The 21,153-nt window shown below is 65.4% G+C and carries 18 protein-coding genes; 16 read left to right on the top strand and 2 right to left on the bottom strand.

From position 1 onward, the window contains the following. Positions 1 to 52 precede the first annotated feature (52 nt). Positions 53 to 787 carry a GntR family transcriptional regulator gene (locus CAP13_RS05020; protein ID WP_179184941.1) on the bottom strand — a complete coding sequence of 245 codons (735 nt, stop codon included), beginning with the start codon at positions 785 to 787 and terminating at the stop codon, positions 53 to 55. Positions 788 to 971: 184 nt separating this feature from the next. Between CAP13_RS05020 and CAP13_RS05015 the strand changes: the two genes are divergently transcribed. The 8 genes from CAP13_RS05015 (at position 972) to CAP13_RS04980 (ending at position 10,377) form a co-directional block, all read left to right on the top strand. Then, positions 972 to 2,369, top strand: coding sequence for a glycoside hydrolase family 1 protein (locus CAP13_RS05015; protein ID WP_085830490.1), 1,398 nt, complete (start codon positions 972 to 974; stop codon positions 2,367 to 2,369). Positions 2,370 to 2,393: 24 nt separating this feature from the next. Then, positions 2,394 to 3,716 carry a PTS sugar transporter subunit IIC gene (locus CAP13_RS05010; RefSeq protein WP_085830489.1) on the top strand — a complete coding sequence of 441 codons (1,323 nt, stop codon included), beginning with the start codon at positions 2,394 to 2,396 and terminating at the stop codon, positions 3,714 to 3,716. 9 nt (positions 3,717 to 3,725) lie between these two features. Beyond that, positions 3,726 to 4,025, top strand: a complete 300-nt coding sequence (locus CAP13_RS05005) for a PTS sugar transporter subunit IIB (protein ID WP_085830488.1) — start codon at positions 3,726 to 3,728, stop codon at positions 4,023 to 4,025. A 222-nt stretch (positions 4,026 to 4,247) separates the two neighbouring features. Beyond that, positions 4,248 to 5,240 (top strand): LacI family DNA-binding transcriptional regulator, encoded by a 993-nt coding sequence (locus CAP13_RS05000; RefSeq protein ID WP_085830487.1) that lies wholly within the window; start codon positions 4,248 to 4,250, stop codon positions 5,238 to 5,240. 205 nt (positions 5,241 to 5,445) lie between these two features. Further along, positions 5,446 to 6,846 (top strand): PTS transporter subunit EIIC, encoded by a 1,401-nt coding sequence (locus CAP13_RS04995; RefSeq protein WP_085830486.1) that lies wholly within the window; start codon positions 5,446 to 5,448, stop codon positions 6,844 to 6,846. A gap of 86 nt (positions 6,847 to 6,932) precedes the next feature. Then, complete coding sequence (locus tag CAP13_RS04990) at positions 6,933 to 8,471, top strand: glycoside hydrolase family 32 protein (protein WP_085830485.1); 1,539 nt, start codon at positions 6,933 to 6,935, stop codon at positions 8,469 to 8,471. Between the two features lie 165 nt (positions 8,472 to 8,636). Further along, positions 8,637 to 9,716 carry a PLP-dependent transferase gene (locus CAP13_RS04985; protein ID WP_085830484.1) on the top strand — a complete coding sequence of 360 codons (1,080 nt, stop codon included), beginning with the start codon at positions 8,637 to 8,639 and terminating at the stop codon, positions 9,714 to 9,716. 88 nt (positions 9,717 to 9,804) lie between these two features. Continuing rightward, complete coding sequence (locus CAP13_RS04980; RefSeq protein WP_085830483.1) at positions 9,805 to 10,377, top strand: manganese efflux pump MntP; 573 nt, start codon at positions 9,805 to 9,807, stop codon at positions 10,375 to 10,377. A gap of 674 nt (positions 10,378 to 11,051) precedes the next feature. On the opposite strand, the gene CAP13_RS04975 is transcribed toward CAP13_RS04980, so the two are convergent. Continuing rightward, on the bottom strand, positions 11,052 to 11,381 hold the full coding sequence (locus CAP13_RS04975) for a winged helix-turn-helix domain-containing protein (protein WP_085830482.1): 330 nt from the start codon (positions 11,379 to 11,381) through the stop codon (positions 11,052 to 11,054). Positions 11,382 to 11,503: 122 nt separating this feature from the next. Between CAP13_RS04975 and CAP13_RS04970 the strand changes: the two genes are divergently transcribed. The 8 genes from CAP13_RS04970 to CAP13_RS04935 form a co-directional block, all read left to right on the top strand. Further along, positions 11,504 to 13,015 carry an IMP dehydrogenase gene (locus tag CAP13_RS04970; RefSeq protein WP_085830481.1) on the top strand — a complete coding sequence of 504 codons (1,512 nt, stop codon included), beginning with the start codon at positions 11,504 to 11,506 and terminating at the stop codon, positions 13,013 to 13,015. 24 nt (positions 13,016 to 13,039) lie between these two features. Then, complete coding sequence (gene leuS / locus CAP13_RS04965; RefSeq protein WP_085830480.1) at positions 13,040 to 15,625, top strand: leucine--tRNA ligase; 2,586 nt, start codon at positions 13,040 to 13,042, stop codon at positions 15,623 to 15,625. A 258-nt stretch (positions 15,626 to 15,883) separates the two neighbouring features. Then, on the top strand, positions 15,884 to 16,519 hold the full coding sequence (locus CAP13_RS04960) for a hypothetical protein (RefSeq protein WP_085830479.1): 636 nt from the start codon (positions 15,884 to 15,886) through the stop codon (positions 16,517 to 16,519). A 117-nt stretch (positions 16,520 to 16,636) separates the two neighbouring features. Beyond that, positions 16,637 to 17,464 (top strand): class B sortase, encoded by an 828-nt coding sequence (locus CAP13_RS04955; RefSeq protein ID WP_218775303.1) that lies wholly within the window; start codon positions 16,637 to 16,639, stop codon positions 17,462 to 17,464. Continuing rightward, positions 17,454 to 18,461 carry an LCP family protein gene (locus tag CAP13_RS04950; protein WP_218775302.1) on the top strand — a complete coding sequence of 336 codons (1,008 nt, stop codon included), beginning with the start codon at positions 17,454 to 17,456 and terminating at the stop codon, positions 18,459 to 18,461. The genes CAP13_RS04955 and CAP13_RS04950 overlap by 11 nt, the downstream gene beginning before the upstream one ends. Positions 18,462 to 19,111: 650 nt before the next feature. Next, positions 19,112 to 19,606 (top strand): ribosome maturation factor RimP, encoded by a 495-nt coding sequence (locus CAP13_RS04945; RefSeq protein WP_085830477.1) that lies wholly within the window; start codon positions 19,112 to 19,114, stop codon positions 19,604 to 19,606. A 1-nt stretch (position 19,607) separates the two neighbouring features. Beyond that, complete coding sequence (gene nusA, locus CAP13_RS04940) at positions 19,608 to 20,870, top strand: transcription termination factor NusA (protein ID WP_085830476.1); 1,263 nt, start codon at positions 19,608 to 19,610, stop codon at positions 20,868 to 20,870. 70 nt (positions 20,871 to 20,940) lie between these two features. Beyond that, the coding region (locus tag CAP13_RS04935; RefSeq protein ID WP_143764912.1) for a translation initiation factor IF-2 N-terminal domain-containing protein at positions 20,941 to 21,153 on the top strand (213 nt) is incomplete at its 3' end.

Here is a 21,153-nt window from a genome sequence, read left to right as displayed (position 1 = left end):
TTCGGGCGGGTTGTGTGATTGCGAGCCTGCTCGGCAAGCTCAATTCGCCGGCCTACTGAAGCTCGTGCCGGTGGAAGCGGATCGTGCGGATCTCTCCGCTCTCCCGCAGGTTGTGGACGATCGAGTACTCGAACGTGGTGCCGTCGCTCAGATACGCCGTCTGCTCGACCTCGAGGAGCGGCTCCTCCTTGGTGATGTTGAGCCACGCGCATTCCGTCCCGGTGGGCTGGACGGCCCGGATGATGGAGTGCGCGCTGTCGATGGTGAGACCGAGGGGCCCCTCGATGTACTCATAGATCGAGTCGTTCAAGACCTCGAGGGTGACGCCGGGTATGACGTCGATCGGCATGTAGGTCTGCTCGACGTTGATGGGCTTCCCGTCGAGGATGCGCACACGGCGAATGTCGTAGACGAATCCGTCTGCGATGCCCAGTGCACGGGCGACCTGGGGGCTCGCCGGCTCGATGGAGAAATGCTTCACATCGGCCGAGACGATGCGCCCCTCGATGGCGAACTGGGATTTCGTCCCGCGCACGCGGGTCGCCTGCGACCACAGATGCCGTCTGGAGGGTGCCGGGCCGGGTCCTTTCACGAAGGTCCCGGAGCCCCGCCTCCGCACCACGACCCCGAGGCGCTCGAGCTCGTCCATCGCCCGTTTGATGGTGATCTTGCTGACTTGGTACTGGTCGCAGAGCTCGGATGAGATGGGGAGCCGCTCGTTCGGGGCGTATGCCCCCGACTCGATCTTCCCCAGCAGATCCTCGACGATGCCCTCGTATTTCAACATGTGTGTCCCTCCGTGCGTAGGATCCATTGTAGTGGAGCCCCGATGTCCCCCTTATCCGTTCAGGCGCGGATTTGCCCCGTTTGCGGAATACTGACCTGTTTTGAAAACGTCTACCTCTACTATAGCTCTGTCCTAATAAGACATGTCTTATTAGATTTTAAGACATGACTAGAGAGGAGACCTGATGACATCGAGGCTACCGGACGACTTCTTCTTCGGCGCGGCGCTCTCGGGCCCGCAGACCGAGGGGTGCTGGAAGAAGACGGGGAAACTCGAAAGCGTGTGGGATCACTGGTCGCAGCAGGATATCGACGCCTTCTACAACAAGGTCGGCTCATACGTGGGCAACGATATGGGAAACCAGTACCGTGGCGATTACAAGATCTTCCACGACCTGGGGCTCACCTCCGCGCGGACGTCGATGCAGTGGACCCGCCTGATCGATCAGACGGGCGCGCTCAACCGCGAGGGCGCCGATTTCTACCATGAGATGCTCGCCGCCGCCAAGGAGGAGGGCGTCGACCTGTTCATGAACCTCTACCACTTCGACATGCCGTATTACATGCTCGAACGCGGTGGGTGGGAGAAGCGCGAGACCGTGGAGGCCTTCGCAGGCTACGCACGCACAGCCTTCCGGGAGTTCGGCCAGGAGGTCCGGTGCTGGTTTACCTTCAACGAGCCCATCGTCGAGCCCGAGAACTCCTACACCGAGGGCAACTGGATCCCGTTCGTCCACGATTTCAAGCGTGCGGTCACCGTGCAGTACCACATCGCCCTCGCCCACGCGCTCGCCGTCCGCGAGTTCAGGCTCGCCCAAAAGGAGGGCTTGGTGCGGAGCGATGCGAAGATCGGCCTCATCAACTGTTTCGCGCCGCCCTACACCAAAGAAGACCCCAGCGCGGCGGACCTCGAGGCCGTCCGCATGACCGACGGGCTGCACAACCGCTGGTGGCTCGACCTCGCCGCGGACGGAACGCTGCCGCAGGACGTCATCGACACGCTCGCCGCGCGCGACGCGGCGGTGCCCGCGCGTCCGGGCGACGACGAGCTGCTCTCCTTCGGCAAGGTCGATTGGCTCGGTTTCAACTACTACCAGCCCGTGCGGGTGCAGGCGCCGGAGGCTGATGCGGACGAATGGGGCAACCCGGTGTTCGCGCGGCCGTACATCTGGCCGGAGCGCCGCATGAACGAGAGCCGCGGCTGGGAGATCTACCCGCAGGGGATCTACGACTTCGGCATGAAGATCAAGCGCGAGCACCCCGATCTCGAGTTCTTCATCTCGGAGAACGGCATGGGCGTCGAGGGCGAGGACGCGTTCCGCGATGAGAGCGGGGTCATCCAGGACGACTACCGGATCGATTTCGTCCGCGACCACCTCGCCTGGGTCGCGAAGGCGATCGAGGACGGGGCGAAGTGCGTTGGCTACCACTACTGGGCCGTGATCGACAACTGGTCCTGGAACAACGCCTTCAAGAACCGCTACGGCTTCGTGGGGGTCGACCTCATGCACGGCTACCAGCGGTATTACAAGAAATCCGCCGAGTGGCTGCGCCGTGTCGCGACGACACGCGTCGTCGAGTAGCGCCCTGATCCGAAAGGAGCAATCATGTCAGCTCAAGAAAAAGCCTCCTTCCTCGACAAGTTCACGATGGTGGCGGCCCGCATCGGAAACCAGGTTCATCTGCGGTCGCTGCGAGACGCGTTCGCCACGATGATGCCCCTCTACATCCTCGCGGGCATCGCCGTGCTGGTGAACAACGTGGTGTTCCCGCTCTTCCTCAGCGGCGACGCGCTCTCAAACGTCCAGGTTTGGGGCACGGCGCTCACGAACGGCACCTTGAACGTCGCCTCGATCGTGATCTGCGGCCTCATCGGGTACTGCCTCGCCGCCAACCGCCGCTTCGACAATCCGCTCGCGTGCGTGGTGGTATCCCTCTCGGCGCTGCTCGCGATGATGCCCTTCAACGTCTCGGCGTCCCTCGCCGACGCCTCGGGTGACGCGGTCGAGGTCGCCTCCGCCCTCATCTACGGCAACGTGGGCGTGAACGGCCTGTTCGCCGGTATCATCATCGGCCTTGTGGCCACCGAGGTCTTCGTGCGACTCTCGGGTGTCGAGCGGCTGAAGGTCAACCTCGGGGAGGGCGTCCCGCCAGCGGTCTCGAACTCGTTCAACGTCCTGATCCCCATGCTGTTCACGCTCTCGGTGTTCGGCATCGTGACCGCGGTGCTCAAGGTCGCCTTCGGAACCGATCTGATCGCCCTGATCAAGCTGTTCGTCCAGGAGCCCCTGAAGGCGCTCGGCACGAGCCTCCCCGCCGTCGTCCTGATCTACTCCATCGGGAACTTCCTGTTCACCCTCGGCATCCATCAGACCGTCGTCAACGGCGTCCTGCTCGAGCCGGTGCTCACGGTGGCGATCAGCGAGAACATGCAGGCGGCCGCAGCCGGCCAGGCGATCCCGAACAACATCACCATCAACACGCTCAACTGCTTCGGCATGATGGGAGGCACGGGCTGCACCATCGCGCTCATCATCGCGACCTTCCTCTTCTTCAGGAAGAACAAGGCGAACACCACGATCGCGTCCATGTCGCTGCTGCCCGGCCTGTTCAACATCAACGAGCCCATCATCTTCGGATTCCCCATCGTGTTCAACATCCCGATGATGATCCCGTTCGTGCTCTGCCCGGCGATCAACATCGTCATCACCTACTTCGCGACGGCGCTGAACCTCATCGGCCCGAGTATCGCCCTGGTGCCCTGGACCACGCCGCCCGTGCTCTCGGGCTTCCTCGCGACGGGAGGCGACATCCGCGCCTCGATCCTCCAGGTCGCGCTGCTCGTCCTCAACGTCATCATCTACCTGCCGTTCATGAAGATAGCTGAGCGCGTCACGGCCCAGGAGGCCGCGGCGGAGCTCGAGGGATAGGAGTCTGTTATGAAGACGATCATGCTGTGCTGCAACGCGGGCATGTCAACGAGCCTACTCGTGCAGAAGATGCAGAAGGAGGCCGCCGGCCGCGGGCTCGAGGTGACGATCGTGGCGCGCCCGATGAACGAGGCCATGGACCATATCGGGGACGCCGACGTCGTGCTGCTCGGACCGCAGATCGGATACGCCAAGGGCGATTACGAGAAGGCCACCGACAAACCCGTCGCCGTCATCCCCATGGCCGATTACGGCCGGATGAACGCGTCGAAGATCATCGACACGGCGCTGGAGCTGATGGGGAAGTGACGGCTCTCCGTTAGCCAGGAGTCGAATGGGTTCGTTCGGGGCGCGGAGACCGGATCGGTCTTCGCGCCCTCTTTCGACGCATGGCCCGGCGGAGATGCGCCTGAGGGGCGCGCCGCGCCTCCGGTGATTGTGGCGTGTATTGGGCAATTCGTGGCCCCGTTCCCCTGCCATCGATTTCAGGTACCATACCGGGGCAACCGAATTGAGGAGGAGCACGGGTTCATGACGATGCGCGATGTGGCGAGGCTGGCGGGCGTTTCGAGCGCCGCGGTCTCGCGGTACCTGAACGGCGGCTACATCTCGAAGGAGAAGGCAGAGCGCGTTCGGGCGGCGATCGAGGAGACGGGATACACCCCCTCAAGCCAGGCCCGGGCCCTGCGCACCGGCAGCAACCGCCTGATCGGCGTCATCGTGCCCAAGATCAACTCAGAGTCGGTGAGCCGCATCACGGCCGGTATCGGCCAGGTCCTGCGCGAGCGGGGCTACCAGATGCTTCTGGCCAACACGGAGAACCATGCGGAGCGTGAGCTCACCTACCTCGACCTCTTCCAGAGCTATCCGGTGGACGGCATCATCCTCGTCGCGACCGTGCTCACCGATGCGCATCGGGAGGCGTTGTCCCAGGTACGGGTTCCCGCGGTGCTGCTCGGTCAGGACCTACCGGGGGTGAGCTGCGTCTATTACGATGACTTCGATGCAGCCCGCGATCTCGCGCGTGCCGTGGCCGCCTCCCATGCGGGTGAGATCGCCTATATCGGCGTGTTCCGCGATGACGCCGCCGCCGGCGCCGCCCGTGAGGACGGGTTCGCCGCGGGGCTCGCCGACGCGGGGCGCGATCTGCCCGCCGACCTGCGCCGCGAGGGCACCTTCACGGTCGACTCGGGGCACGCCTGCGCGCGTGACCTGCTTGCCGCCCACCCCGATCTCTCCTTCATCGCCTGCGCGACGGACACCATGGCCGCCGGCGCCCTCCGCGCCCTCGCCGAGGCCCGGCCCGGCATCGAGGCGGCGCGCCATGTGAGCGGCTTCGGCGACAACGAGCTTCTGCGCGCGATCACCGGTGGGATCGCGACCGTGCACTTCAGCTACCTCACCAGCGGCATCGAGGCCACGGCGATGCTCCTCGACACCATAGAGACGGGGAGGGGGGAGGAGCGCCACCTGCAGCTCGGCTACGAGCTCATGGGGCCAATCGCCCCGGGAGATCTCCGGTAATTCCTGGGAATAATCTCACATATATTGATCGCTTCCCCTGTTGATCCTGCGAATGCCCGTGTATCCGAACCGACCGTTCACCGCCTTCTTCGATCCGTTCACCCTCGTCTGAAAACGTTTTCAGAATCCTAATACTGAAATCGATTACACTATGCTGTGGAGTTACGTACCCGCCGCCGGCGGGGCTCCGGGGAAAGGGGACGTCGTGGATTACCGCAAATCTGCCCAAGAGGTGCTCGACAACATCGGCGGGGCCGAGAACGTGGTTTCGGCGGCGCATTGCGCCACGCGCCTGCGCCTCGTGATCGCCGACAACGAGAAGGTCAACCAGGAGGCCCTCGAGGCTGTGGACGGCGCGAAGGGCGTCTTCCAGGCTCAGGGACAGCTGCAGATCATCTTCGGCACCGGCACCGTCAACAAGGTCTATGAGGAGTTCACCGACCTCGGCGGCTTCGAGACCGCTTCGAAGGACGAGGTCAAGGAGGCCGCCGCGGCCCAGCAGAACATCTTCATGCGCGCGATCAAGCTTCTGGGCGATATCTTTGTGCCGATCATCCCGGCCATCGTCGCCTCCGGTCTTCTGCTCGGGATCATGAGCGCCTTGAACTACATGAGCTCGAACGGCATCCTTGCGATCGACACCTCGAACTTCATCTACCGCATCGCCGATCTGACGGCGAGCACCTCGTTCACATTCCTGCAGATCCTGATCGGCTTCTCGGCCGCGCGCGCCTTCGGGGCGAATCCCTATCTCGGCGCCGTCGTCGGCATGGCGATGATCCACCCGTCGCTCCAGAACGCCTACACCATGGCCTCCGAGGGCGTTCAGACCGTGGTGCCGGTCATTCCCGGTCTCTACGGGTTTGACTGGGTCGGCTACCAGGGGCACGTGATCCCCATCGTGATCGCCGTCGGGATCATGGCCTTCATCGAGAAGCGCCTGCACAAGATCGTGCCCGAGATGTTCGACCTCTTCGTGACCCCGCTTGTCTCGGTGCTCGTGACCGTGCTCGTGACCTTCGTGGCCGTCGGCCCCGTCTTCGTCTGGGCTGAGAACGCCATCCTGAACGTCATCCAGGCTCTGCTCACCCTGCCCTTCGGCATCGGCTCCGCCATCGTCGGCCTCTTCTACGCCCCCACCGTCGTGACGGGCATCCATCAGATGTACACGGCCATCGACCTCGGTCAGCTCGCTCAGTACGGGGTGACCTATTGGCTGCCCATCGCGTCCGCCGCGAACATTGCCCAGGGCGGTGCGGCCCTCGCCGTCGCCCTCAAGACCCGCGACGCCAAGATCAAGGGCCTGGCCGTTCCTTCTGCGCTCTCGGCCTTCATGGGCATCACCGAGCCGGCCATCTTCGGCGTGAACCTGCGCTTCGTGAAGCCCTTCATTGCCGGCTGCATCGGCGGCGGCGCGGGCGCCCTTGTCTGCGCGCTCACGAACCTCGCGGCCTCGGGCACGGGTGTCACCGGCATCTTCGGCATCCTGCTCTGCCTTGCCCAGCCGGTCCAGTACGTCATCATGTTCGCCGTCGCCGCGGTGGTGGCCTTCGTGATCTCGTTCGCCCTCTACAAGGACAAGGACACGGAGCAGGCTGCGGCATAGGCCGCCATCTCCCGCCCGATGAGCCGCCGCGTCCCATCACGGGATCGGCGGCTCACCCATCCGCATCCGCAAAGGAGAGCTGATCTATGAGCAACGCGCTCGAGCGAGACCTCGCCCGCCTCGTGCGGGAGCGAGAGGAGGCCGTCACGGCCGCACCGGCGTCATTCCGTCAGCACATGCACCTCATGCCGCCCGTCGGCTGGCTGAACGATCCGAACGGGCTTTTCCAGGCCGACGACGGCGTCTTCCACGCGTATTTCCAGTACGCCCCCTTCGATGTCCACGGTGGCGTGAAGATGTGGGGCCATGCCACGAGCACCGACCTCCTCACCTGGTCGCACGACCGTTGCGTCCTCTTCCCCGATGCGCCCTTCGACGTGCACGGGGTCTATTCCGGGTCAGCCTTCGCGCACGACGGACGCGTGACGATGTTCTACACGGGCAACGTCAAGGAGATCGATACGGGCTCCGGCCTCGACTACGTGAACGCCGGCCGCGAGAGCAACACGGTCGCCGTTGACACGGTCGATGGGTCGACCTTCGGCCCGAAGCGTCTCCTCATGACGAATGCCGACTACCCGTCCGATCTCACCTGCCATGTGCGCGACCCCAAGGTCTGGCGCGCCGATGCCCCAGCCGGCCGCTGCCTCATGGTCCAGGGCGCCCGCCGACGGGTGGACGAGGCCCCGCGACCGAGCTCCTCCGCGGCGCAGCACGGGGTGGGGGCCGGGACCGACGAGGGCGAGGTCGTCGTCTTCGCCTCAGACGACCTCGCGCGGTGGCGGGTGGTCAACCGCGTGCGCACGTCGGAGCGCTTCGGCTTCATGTGGGAGTGCCCGGACTACTTCGAGCTCACCGCGGAGGGGGAGGCCCCGGTGAAGGTCCTCTCCGTCTGCCCGCAGGGGCTCGAAGGCGGCGACTGGGAGCGCCGGAACATCTACCAGGCCGGGTACTTCCCGCTCGCAGGCGATATCAGCGGCGCCTGCGAGCTCGGCGCCTTCCACCTATGGGATGCGGGCTTCGACTACTATGCGCCCCAGAGCTTCGAGGCGCGAGACGGCCGGCGCATCCTCGTGGGCTGGCTCGGCATGCCCGATGCCCCCTATGGAAACGATCAAACCGTTGCGGAGGGCTGGCAGCACTGCCTCGCCCTGCCGCGCGAGCTCACGGCCGTCTCAGATGGTACGGTGCGGCAGGCGCCGGTGCGCGAGCTCGCGGGGCTGCGGGGAACCCTCATCAGCGCTCGAGGGGAGCTCGCGGTCGCGGGTGACGATGCGGCTGCCTTCGACCTCGAAGTCGGGGCCTGTGCCGGGGGCTTCTCGATGACCGTGGGCGGTGTGCTCACGGTGGCGCTCCTGCCCGCCGAGGAGGGACTGCCCCAACGGCTCGAGATGCGCTTCACGGACGAGGGCCGCAGCGGCGCCGGCTGCGGGCGCGCCGTCAGATGGGAGGCGCTCGAGGAGATCAGGAACCTCAGGGCGGTGGGCGACCGCTCCTCGCTGGAGGTCTTCGTGAACGACGGGGAGCTCTGCATGAGCACGCGGGTCTACGCCCCATCCCCGTCCCTTGCGATCGAGGCCCCCGACGTGCGCATTTCGTATTGGCCCCTCTCGGCCCACCGCTAGGCGAGAGGCAAAGCTCGGGCGCCGTCAAGATTTGACGCGGCCGTGTGCGACCGGAGGGGGCTGGCACAAGCCCGCGGGGTTGTCGGCGCGGCGCCTGCGCACGGGGTATACTTGTCCAACGTGCGAACAGGCGCCGTGGAGGCGCTGTGTGAGGGGGTGCGAGGGATGCGAGCTGCCGTCGCTCGGCTGGCTGAGGATATCGCAGGGGCTTCTGCGGCGCGGGCCACGTGGCTCGTACCCGCCCGCCACGTCCCCGACCTGTTGTCGAAGCTCGGTCTGATCGGCCGCGCCGACCGCCTCGTCGTCTTCGCCGACGACTTCACCGACGTCTTCCTCGAGCGCTTTCCCCGCCAGATCCTCTCCTTCGCAAGCGCGCCAACGCCCGAGGCCTTCCGCCGCGCTCAGGAGGCGGCGGAGCGCCCGGTACCGGCGGTTTCCGGCACTCCCGCCTCATATGCGCACGCCCCCGGCCGCTCTGCGGAGCGGACCTTCTGGTTCGTGAACTCGATCGGCGGACGAGGTCTCCGCGTGCCCGATCTGCGCGTCCTCGCGCAGGAGGCCACGGCATCCGGAGTGGTCCTTGTGGTCGACAACACCGTCGCCTCGTTCTTCTGCTGTCGCCCGCTTATGCTTGGCGCCACCGTCTGCCTCGAGTCCCTCGATCGCGCGGCCGCTGGGGCGCTCGAGCGCACGCTCGTCGCCGTGAGCGTGGCGCCCGCGGTCTCAGGGCGCGGGCGCAGGCGTCGGGTGAACCCGCCCGCCGAGGACGCCTACCGCCTGCTCACCATGAGGTTGGGCGAGCCGGGCGCACAGCGCTGTCCGATTCCCGCTGCTGACCTCGCCGCCCTCGCCGACGGTCTCGCAACGCTTCCCGAGCGCATGCAGGCGCATGTCGACCACGCCCGCGCCATCGCCGCCTACCTCGCTTGCCATCACGCGGTGGCCGAGGTGGCGTACCCGGTCCTCGCGGGCCATCCCGATCGCGGGACGGCGGCGACCGTGCTCGAGCACGGCTTCGGCCCTGCTGTCGACTTCAGGCTTCCCGTGGAGGCCGGGGCCTTCATCGACGCCTGCTCCGCTGCGAACCGTACCGCTCTGGCGGGTGGAGCCGCAACGCGCATGAGCGCCCGCGATGGAGCGGAGGCCCAATTCATCCGTCTTTTCGCGGGCACCGACGACCCGCTCGACATCGTCGACAGCCTTGATCAGGCCCTGCGCCTCTTCTGCAACCCTCCCGAGCCTTGATTCCTGAGGCCGTCATCGCCCTGACCGCGGAACCGGCGGCTCCATAACAACCTGTCTCAACACATATCCATGCATCAGGGAGGGTGCTATGGGTTTTCTTGATATCGCCGCGCTCATCGAAGCGCTGGTCCTCGGTCCCGCGCTCTCGATGGACGCGATGGCCGTCACCTTGTCGAATGTGCTCTGCGAGCTCGACATGCCCCGGAGCCGAAAGCTCGCGATGCCGGTGTTCTTCGCCGTCTTCCAGGCAGGCATGCCGGTCATCGGCTTCTTCGCCGGCACGCTCGTGGCCGGCTTCATTGACGCCTACGCCGGCGTCGTGTCCCTCGTCATCCTCGGGGCCGTGGGTGGGAAGATGATCGTCGAGGCCGTGCGGGAGCTGCGTGAGCCCGAGGCTTGCTCGCCCACACGTCTCACCTGGACCCAGATTGCGCTTGAGGCGGTTGCGACCTCCATCGACGCCCTCATCGTGGGCGTCTCCCTGGCAGCTGCGGGCAAGGACATAGCGGTCTTTGGATCGGCGATCGGGCTGACCGCGCTCGTTTGCTACCTTGCTGTGCTCGCCCTCGGCCGACGGGTGGGGGAGCGGTTCGGCGCCCACGCCCAGGTGGTCGGCGGCACGGTTCTGATCCTCATCGGGCTCAGAGCGCTGCTGTCCTGACGGGTTGGGCCAGCACGGTGTTGCGGTTGCGGTGAATCGTTGCTCGGTGTGCCGCTACCCAGGCAGGCTACTGGCCGGTGCCCCGCATGTTCAGCGCGCTTCGTGCTCGGCATGCTGTCGGCCGGCGTCCCGCAGTTCGAGCGCGCTTAGCACGCCATCGCGATCAGTCCAGCGTTGCGATTTGATGGCCCTAAGAAGCAGCAAAGTACGTTTTCAAAGCATGTAAAGGGCGGATTTGCCCCATGGCGCCGTCCAAAGTACGTTTTACCGGCATTTATCGATGGGGTTCGTGGGTTGAGCGGCTTGTTCGGCATGGAGCCGTCATGCGGCACCGTGCACTCGGGCCGAAGTGGTGGGGAGCGGTGCCTCATCTATCGGTGTATCGCTGCAGCAGCAATGGGCAGCAAAGTACGTTTTCGACGTGTGTATAAGGGGAATTTGCCACAGGGTGCCGTCCAAAGTACATTTTACCGAGCATCTGGCAAAACGAACACCTCACGAACCACGCATCCCACGGTGTCTCGCGAACCGGGCGTCCCACGAAACGCCTATCCCACGAACAGAGTTCCCTCACTACGGGAAGTCGTCACGTGTCAGCCGCGCGCCAGAGCATGCCAACATCAAAGGGAACCGCCATGTGACTTCCAACCGGGCAGCTGCTCGACCCGTCAGCCTCAGCCGAGCAACTCAGGCAGGCGCCGGGCCACGAGGCCGTCGATCTCGCCCTGCAGGGTCCGGTAGCCATCGAGCGCGCGCCGCCCCGCGTCCGTGAGCGCCGACCCTCGGGCGCCGTTGCGGTCGATCAGCTTGACCCCGAGCTGGTCCTCGGCCTCGTTCAGCAGACGCCATGCCTTGGAGTAGGCCATGCCGAGGCGCTTGGCGGCGCGGTTGAGGGAGTGGTCCTCGTCGATTCCCTCCAGCAGCAGGGCGCAGCCGAGGCCGAAAGCCCCCGGCCCGTCGGCGTTCTCGCGGACGACCAGACGCGCCTTGCCGGTGAGCGGCATATCCGCCTCCTTCGAGACTCCGCGCCCGCGGAGCCATCGTGTACTTCTCATGACCCCATTCTAGCAGCGTCGCCTGCGTTACAATGGGCCGCACATGAACCCCGACCGCGAAAAGGAGCATTATGGCAACGTTCTTCCCCGGTGAATCCCATACCTTCTCGGAGTACCTGCTCGTCCCCGGATACTCATCGTCGGAGTGCGTGCCCAACAACGTCTCGCTCAAGACCCCGCTCACCCGCTTCAAGCGCGGTGAGGAGCCCGCGATCACGCTGAACATCCCCATGGTGTCCGCCATCATGCAGTCCGTCTCAGGCGTCGACATGGGCGTCGCGCTCGCAACCGAGGGGGGACTCTCCTTCATCTACGGTTCCCAGACCCCCGAGGACGAGGCCGCCATGGTCAAGGCCGTGAAGGATCACAAGGCCGGTTTCGTCGAGTCGGATTCCACCCTCACCCCCGACATGACCATGGAGCAGGTCATGGCCCTGAAGGAGCGCACCGGCCACTCCACCATGCCCGTCACCCAGGACGGCACCCCGCGCGGTCGGCTTCTCGGCATTGTTACGAGCCGCGACTACCGTCCCAGCCGCGACGATCCGCAGATGCTCGTCTCCACCTTCATGACCCCGCGCGAGGACCTCATCGTCGGCGACCGCGACATCACGCTCTCCGAGGCCAACGACATCATCTGGGAGAAGAAGCTGAACGCCCTTCCCGTCGTCGATGAGAACGACCACCTCATCGGGATCGTCTTCCGCAAGGACTATGACTCCCACAAGACGAACCCCAACGAGCTCCTCGACGTCAACAAGCGCTACATGGTGGGCGCGGGCATCAACACCCGCGATTACGCCGAGCGCGTGCCGCTGCTCGTCGAGGCCGGTGCCGACGTGCTCTGCATCGACTCCTCCGAGGGCTTCTCCGAGTGGCAGAAGCTCACCATCGAGTGGATCCGCGCGAACTACGGCGACTCGGTCAAGGTGGGCGCCGGCAACGTCGTCGACGCCGAGGGCTTCCGCTTCCTCGCGGACTGCGGGGCCGACTTCATCAAGGTCGGCATCGGCGGCGGTTCGATCTGCATCACGCGCGAGACCAAGGGCATCGGCCGCGGCCAGGCGACGGCCCTCATCGACGTCTGCCGCGCTCGCGACGAGTACTTCCAGGAGACGGGCGTCTACGTGCCGGTCTGCTCCGACGGCGGCATCGTGTACGACTACCACATGACGCTCGCCCTTGCCATGGGCGCCGACTTCATGATGCTCGGACGCTACTTCGCCCGCTTCGATGAGAGCCCCACGACCCGCGTCAACGTGAACGGCCAGTACATGAAGGAGTACTGGGGTGAGGGCTCGGCCCGTGCCCGCAACTGGCAGCGCTACGACCTCGGCGGGGCCGCCAAGCTCTCCTTCGTCGAGGGCGTAGACTCCTACGTGCCCTACGCCGGCTCGCTGAAGGACGGCGTGGGCGGCACCCTCTACAAGGTCAAGTCCACGATGTGCAACTGCGGCGCCCTCTCAATCAAGGAGCTTCAGGACAAGGCGCGACTAACGCTCGTGTCGGCCACCTCCATCGTCGAGGGCGGCGCCCACGACGTGGTGGTCAAGGACAGCCAGCAGAGCGTCAGCTACCGATAGGAACCGCAGTCAAGGAGAGCCCCTATGTGCGATCAGCACACCGATCACAACCACGCGGGAGCGGATCGCGTTCCCGCCTACGACGCCCAGGCCATCGAGGCCCGCTGGATCAAGGCGTGGGAGGATGAGAACCTCTTCGCCGCCGCAGACGAGGGTTCGGACCGTCCCAAGAAGTACGTCCTCGAGATGTTCCCGTACCCCTCGGGCGACCTGCACATGGGCCACGCCCGCAACTACACCATCGGCGATGCGATGGCGCGCCAGGCCCGGATGCGCGGCTTCGACGTCCTGCACCCCATCGGCTTCGACGCCTTCGGCCTGCCCGCTGAGAACGCGGCCATCAAGCACAGCACCCAGCCGGCCGTCTGGACTTACAAGAACATCGACCAGGCGCTCGCCACGATGCGCCGCATGGGCTTCTCCTACGACATGGACCGCCTCGTCAAGACCTGCGAGCCCGCGTACTACCGCTGGGGCCAGTGGATCTTCGAGAAGTTCTGGGAGCGTGGCCTCGTCTACCGCAAGAAGAGCCCGGTCAACTGGTGCCCTACCTGCAAGACGGTCCTCGCGAACGAGCAGGTGATCGACGGCCGCTGCTGGCGGAGCGGCGACCTCGTCGAGAAGCGCGACCTCGAGCAGTGGTACATCAAGATCACCGCCTACGCCCAGGAGCTCCTGGACGATCTCGAGAAGCTGCCCGGCTGGCCCGAGCGCGTGAAGCAGATGCAGGCCAACTGGATCGGCCGATCCGAAGGCGCCGAGGTCGATTTCACCCTCTGCGATCTCGAAGGCGAGCCCATCCCCGGGGATGAGGGGAAGATCACCGTCTTCACCACCCGCGCCGACACGCTCTTCGGCGTGAGCTTCTTCCTGCTCGCCCCCGAGTACGAGGGCCTCGCTGACCTCGTCGCCGGAACCGGCCAGGAGGACGCGGTCGCCGAGGTCGTCGAGCGGGCCAAACTCGTCTCTGCGGTCGAGCGGGCCCAGGGCACCCTCGAGAAGCACGGCGCCTTCACGGGTCGCTACGTCGTGAACCCCGTAAGCGGCGAGAAGGTCCCGGTGTGGGTCGCCGACTACGTCATCTCCGATTACGGCACCGGTGCCGTCATGGCCGTTCCCTGCGGCGACCAGCGCGACTTCGAGTTTGCGCGCGCCTACAACCTACCCATTGTCCCCATCATCCTGGGTGAGGACGACCCGCTCTTCGAGCGTCTCTCCGGCGACGCCGACCGCGAGGTCACCGAGGTCGATTGGGATCAGGCGTACAGCGCCGAAGGCGTGCTCGTGCAGTCCGGTCCCTACACCGGGATGGTCGGCGGCAAGCACTCGCCGGCGGAGGCCGCGATCGTCGAGGCCCTGGAGAAGGCCGGGACGGGCCGCCGCTCCGTGCAGTACCGCCTGCGCGACTGGCTCATCTCGCGCCAGCGCTACTGGGGCAACCCCATTCCCGCCATCTACTGCGACCACTGCGGCATCGTGCCGGTTCCCGAGGATGACCTGCCGGTCGTCCTGCCCGAGGACCTCGATCTCTCAGCCGGTGAGACGCTCGCCACGACACCGTCGTTCTACGAGACCACCTGCCCGGTCTGCGGCGGCCCCGCCCACCGCGAGACGGACACGATGGACACCTTCACGTGCTCGAGCTGGTATTTCCTGCGCTACACCGACCCGCACAACACGAGCCTGCCCTTCTCGCGCGAGGCGGCGGACCGCTGGATGCCGGTGGACAACTACATCGGCGGTATCGAGCACGCGATCCTGCACCTGCTCTACTCGCGCTTCTTCGCGAAGGCCCTGCGCGATATGGGCCTCCTCGCAGCCGACGAGCCGTTCACCAACCTGCTCACCCAGGGTATGGTGAAGGATGCGAACGGCGAGACGATGTCGAAGTCGAAGGGCAACGTGGTCCCGCCCTCGAGCGTGATCGAGCCCTACGGCGCCGACACCATGCGCCTGGCCATCCTCTTCATCGCCCCGCCCGAGCGCGATTTCGACTGGGACGAGGACGCCGTGGCCGGCGCGAACCGGTTCATCCGCCGGGCCTGGCGCGCGGTCTGGCAGCTCGCAGGCAGCGCCGCAGCTGGCGAGGTCGGCGCCTCCGCGCTCGACGAGCGCTCCCGCGCGCTCTACCGCGAGCGCCATCGGACCCTCGCCAAGTGCACGGAGGACTTCGACCGCCAGCAGTTCAACACCGCCATCTCCGCGATCATGGAGCTCGTGAACGCCGCCGTGTCCTATCTCGGCGACGTGGAGCCCACTGCGCGCGACGCCGCCCTCTGCCACCTGGTGGCAACCGACATCGTGAGCGTGCTCGCGCCTATCTGCCCGTTCATGGCCGACGAGCTCTGGCATGAGGCGCTCGGCCACGCGGAGAGCGTCTACCGCGCGCCGTGGCCCGCCTTCGACGTCGCAGAGGCCGCCACCGATGAGGTGGAGATCGCCGTGCAGGTGCTCGGACGTGTCCGCGCCCGCGTCTCCGTTGCCGCCGATGCGACCGAATCCGACCTGCGTGCCGCCGCTGAGGCCGCCGCAGCCAAGTGGATCGAGGGGAAGGCGGTCGTCAAGGCCATCGTCGTACCCGGCAAACTCGTGAATCTTGTGGTGAAGTAGGGACCGGATAGACCCCTTAAACGTTCTATTTCGGCCCCCGTGCTCCGGCGCGGGGGCCGAACGCGTTTCCGTGTGACAGCGTGTGCATCTACCGGAGCCATCGACCGTTCACCTACATTCTGCACAACTTCCCCTGTGAACTGCCCGTTCTCCCATGTTGAGCAACATATAACCCCCCCGATCTACCCTATGCTGGCCGCATGGGCCTCAACCAGGGCCCTTTGTTTCTGCTGTCATGGCAACAATTTAGGGGGAAGCATGAACAAGAGGATCGTCGCACTGTTGGGGGCGTTTGCGCTGGCGTTCGCACTTGCCACGCCGGCATTCGCCGCGGAGAGGTACTACAGCCCCGTCATCGCCTTCGTGGAGGATGGTGAGGTGTCCCTGCAGGTCTATTACGGGCAGGAGCACGACGGGGACGTCATCGCCGGCATATCCAGCAAGCAGGCATCGAACTACACCCCGGGAACCGGCACGGTCCTCGGGTCCTATGAGATCACGCTCAAAGAGGGCGCGGAGCAGCTCACCGAGTACTCGCTCACCTTCAACGTCAACAAGGAATACGCGGGCAAGACCGCGCTCCTGTACGTCCAGCACGAGGACGGCGACACGGAGGTGCTCGAGGGCGTTTTCGACGAGGATGGCATGGTGACGTTCGACCTTGATCGCCTGTCGATCTACACGCTCGTGGCCTCCGATGGTTCAAAGACGCCGACGCCCGAGCCCGGTTCCACCGACGCAGGCAAGAGCGAGGCCAAGAAGCCGAAAAAGGACAAGGGCTCCAAGTCGCCGCAGACCGGCGTGGTGATGCTCAGCGGCGCCGCAGCCGTCGCATCCTTTGCGGTCGCCGGCGCGAGCATCGCGGTCGTCCGTCGCAAGATGAACAAGCGCTAACTCAGCCGCCGAACGGATTGGGAGAAGGGAGCGGGCACGACCCGTTCCCTTCTTTTGCATTTGATATCGTATCGGGAGTACCGCAAGGCATCAGCTGGAGCACGGGAGGGCATGAGTATGCGCACAGCGGGAGTACAGGGGGACGGCGGGGAGTCTGACGACGGCAAAGTTTCGAAGAGCCGCCTCCGCAAGCCCATCATCGTCATCGGCCTCATCACCGCCGTCGCGGCCCTTGCCCTCGGCGTGTACTTCACCGTGCGCTTCATGCAAGACCAAGCAGACGTGCAGGCCGAGCTCGCCCGCATCGAGGCGGACCCCATGCCGCAGATCAGCGACACCCCGGCGGAGAAGCTCGAGAACCCCATCGACTTCGATGAGCTCATCGCTCAAAACCTCGATATCTACGCGTGGCTCTACGTGCCGGGCACCAATGTGAACCAGCCGGTGCTTCAGAGCGCAGTGGACGACCTGTACTATCTGGATCACGACCGCACGGGCGCCCCCTCGCCCGTGGGAGCCGTGTTCTCGCAGAGCATGAACGCGCTTGATTTCTCCGATCCGGTCACGGTCCTCTACGGGCACGATGTCGATGAGCCGAGTCTCATGTTCCGCTCGCTGCATAACTTCGAAGATGCGGATTTCTTTGAGAACAACCGGGAGATCTACATCTACCAGCCCGACCGGGTCCTCGTATACGAGGTGGTCGCAGCCTACGAATATGATGACCGCCATATCCTGAACTCGTTCGACTTCTCTGATCCCGCGGTGCTTCAGAGCTATTACGACAGCGTGCTCGCCCCCACATCGCTTACGAGCAATGTGCGCGCCGGCGCATCCCTGGACGCATCGAAGGACAAGATCTTGCAGCTCAGCACCTGCATGCTCGATGAGTTCCACGGTTCGCACCGCTATATCGTGACCGGTGTGCTCCGTGATGAGCAGTAGGGGGCCCCGCGCATCGCGCCTCCGTATCTGGGCGCGGCGCATCCTGATCGCGGCGGTGTCCTTGGTTGTCGTGGGCGCGGCTACCGCCGGTGCGCTCGTGGCCGTGGGCGGTGGCAACTTGCGAACGGCAGGCGGCTCCGTTGCCGTCGATGCAACCGACCGCATCACTTTTGAGGGCCAAGAGTATGAACGTGACCCCGATGTCGTGGGCATCGTGCTCATCGGATACGATCAACGGCCCGAGGATGCGAGTGCGGGCCGCGCGGGCCAAGCGGATGCCATCGTCGTCGCCGCCTTAAACCTGCGCAGCGGTGCCGTCCGGTTCCTCCAGGTGCCGCGCGACAGCATGGTGGCTGTGAACCGCTACATGGGGGATACCTTTCTCGGGCAGAGCACGGAGCAGATCTGCCTCTCGTTCGCCTATGGAGACGGGCGCGAGCAGAGCTGCGAGCGCACACTCGATGCCGTGTCACGCGTCGTGAACGGGGTCCCGCTCACCTACTACATCGCATTGAATATGGCGGGCATCGGCCCTATCGCCGACGCGGTGGGCGGTGTTGAATTGGAGCCATTGGTCACCATACCCGATACCGACATCGTGGCAGGGGAGAGGAGGGTGCTCAACGGCTTCGATGCTGAGTGGTACCTGCGGTGGCGCGACCTCACGCAGCTTGACTCGGCGGTCATGCGCCAAGAGCGACAGATCCAATTCCTGAAGGCGCTGGTGAGCAAGCTGGCCGGGAGCGCCCGCTCATTTGACGTCCCCACGTTGAGCAAGGTGTGGTCGGCTGCCGAGCCGCATGTGATCACGAACATCGGACCGGCGGAGCTGAGTGCCGTCGGCGCCGCTCTCGCGGGAGGCGGGTTCTCCGCTGACAACCTGAGTGTGGAGGTGCTGTCGGGGAGCCTGCAGGGCGAGGGGAGATATGCTGCCCTCTATCTCGACGTAGACGCCGTGCGGCGGATGACGTTGGACATGTTCTATCGGGCGCTGTGAAGCATGGCGCGCCCGGTGCGTGCAAACAGGCAGGATGTTTTCTTAGCGCATGGCTGGTCGAGGTGCGTGCTGCACGCTCACCTCCTAAGACGAGCGAACGCATTGATGAGTGCTCCCAGGCGCGTTGCGTCCGGGTATGCTGTAGCTCATCGGGTTGACGGAGCGGCTCGGAAACCTACTTTCGACCGCGCTTCCATGCAGAACGCCCTTGCAATCGTCTTGAGATGACGTTTTGCTTACGCTGCGGCACGTGGTCCGGTCGCGTGCGGGATGCCCCCTAGAGGACATCTTGCAGCCCCTCGGCAAGATCTCGTGCGCAGCACCTTGCGAGCAGAGGTCGCCCTGCAGTCTCTGGCGAGGTAGTGCGCGTAGGAGGCGACCGATCGATGCGGAAGCGGGGCGACTCGTGCAAGCGGGACGAGACCGTGCTGCCGGGGACAGCCCCCAAGCGAAACGATCCGGAGGCGCAGCCGCGCCCATTCGCAGTCAACATGGAGATTCCGTGGATGCAAACCAGTGTACGCCCGGTCGCGTGGATTGGGATTCACCGCGTCTGATCTGCGTGTGCTATGATCACTGCGTAATCAATGCAAGTTCTGACGGGAGTGGGGTTTCGACCCCGCTCCTTTTTCGTGAAAGGGAGGTGCCCGATGGTCAAGACACCGCTTGAGACTCGCATCATCGATGCCCTCGAAGCCGAGGCGCCCGCGCACGGCATCGACATCGTGGACGTGGAGGTCGTGGGTGCCACGAAGGCGCCCTGCGTCCGCGTCCGCATCGACCACCTCGATCGCGAGGGCATCACCCTCGACGAGGTCAGCGCCGCGAGCGGCTGGGTGTCAGACGTCGTCGAGAGGCTCGATCCGGTCCCGGGCAGCTACACCCTCGAGGTGTCGAGCCCCGGCATGGCCCGACCGCTCCGCCGGCCGGCCGATTTCGCCCGTCATGCGGGTGAGGCCGTCGAGCTCACCACCACGGCGACCGAGGGGCGCCGCCGCTACAAGGGTGTGATCGCCGCGGCCGATGAGACCTCCTTCACCCTCGCCCTTGAGGGAGACGAGCGCGTCATCATCCCCTTTGATGAGGTCAAGAAGTGCACTTTGAAGCCGGTCTACGACTTCAAAGGCGTGAAGGAAGGAAACTGACATGGCATCCGAGATGATTGAGGCCCTCCTCGAGCTCTGCCAGGAGAAGCACATCGACCAGCTGTACCTGATCGACCGCCTGGAGCAGTCGCTCGCGAAGAGCTACGCCGAGATCCTGCACCTCGACTGGGGCGCGAAAGTCACGATCGACCGCGCGACCGGCAAGATCTACGTCTACAAGCTCATCCCCATCGACGACTCCATGGATGAGGAGGGCAACTTCACCGAGTTCGAGGAGGTCGACGTCACCCCGAAGGACACCTCGCGTATCGCCGCCCAGCACGCCAAGGCCGAGATCAACGCCATCGTGCGCAACTCCGCCCGCGAGCAGATCTACGAGGAGTTCTCCGGCCGCATCGGCGACCTCATCAACGGCACGGTCCTGCAGTCCACCGCCGACTTCACGATCGTCAAGATCCGCGAGGGCGTCGAGGCCGAGCTGCCCCACTTCGACCAGCGCCGGTTCGAGAACGAGCGCAACGAGCGCCCGGTTGGCGAGCGCTACATGCACAACCAGCGCATCAAGGCCGTCATCATCGACGTCCGCGACCCCAACTCGACGCTCCCGCCGGTCCGCGGCGAGCACAGCCGTCCACCCATCGTCATCTCCCGCACGCATCCCGCGCTCATCAAGCGCCTCTTTGAGCAGGAGGTGCCTGAGATCTACGAGGGCACCGTCGAGGTGAAGTCCATCGCCCGCGAGGCCGGCCAGCGCTCCAAGGTCGCCGTCCACTCGCTCGACGACCGCCTCGATCCGGTTGGCGCCTGCGTCGGGCCGAAGGGCAGCCGCGTCCGCGCCGTCGTGGGCGAGCTCCGCGGCGAGCGCGTGGACGTCATCCTCTGGAACGAGGATCCGGCCGTCTACGTCGCGAACGCGCTCTCCCCGGCGAAGGTCTCCCGCGTCCTCATCGACGAGGAGAAGAACTACGCGGGCGTCATCGTCCCCGATGACCAGCTCTCGCTCGCGATCGGCAAGGAGGGCCAGAACGCCCGCCTGGCCGCTCGCCTGACCGGCTGGCACATCGACATCAAGAACGAGACCCTGGCCCAGGACATCCTGAAGAACGTCCAGGTCCAGGCTGAGACCCCCGAGGACCTGCTCGACAGCGGCGAGGGCGATCTCGAGCCCGAGCGCTGCGCCTATGTGAGCGAGTCCGGCGTCCGCTGCCGCAACCAGGCCCGCCCCGGTTCGCGCTTCTGCGGCGTCCATGAGCCTGCTGAGGGCGGTGAGGACGCCGTCGCCGGTGTCGAGGATCTCATCTAGCGCATCCCGCGCCCCGTTGGTTTGGAAATATGTGAGCACGAGATGTGCTTGAGAGGTAGGTGGACAGCGTATGGCGAAGGTTCGAATCTCCAGCCTTGCTAAGGACTTCGGGATGAGCTCGAAGGAGCTCATGGGCTACCTCGCCGAGATGAAGATCCCGGCGAAGACCCCGTCTTCGACCCTGGAGGACGCGTACGTCTCCATGGTGAAGAAGAAGCTCGCCCCGGTGCTCGCGGCCCGCGCCGCCGAGGTCGAGGCGCAGAAGGCCGCCGAGGCCGAGGCC

Origin of the sequence: Collinsella vaginalis, assembly GCF_900176655.1 — a bacterium.
GTDB classification, from domain to species: Bacteria; Actinomycetota; Coriobacteriia; order Coriobacteriales; family Coriobacteriaceae; genus Collinsella; species Collinsella vaginalis.
Note: the sequence above shows the minus strand (reverse complement) of the source record. Positions and strands in the feature narration are given on the sequence as shown.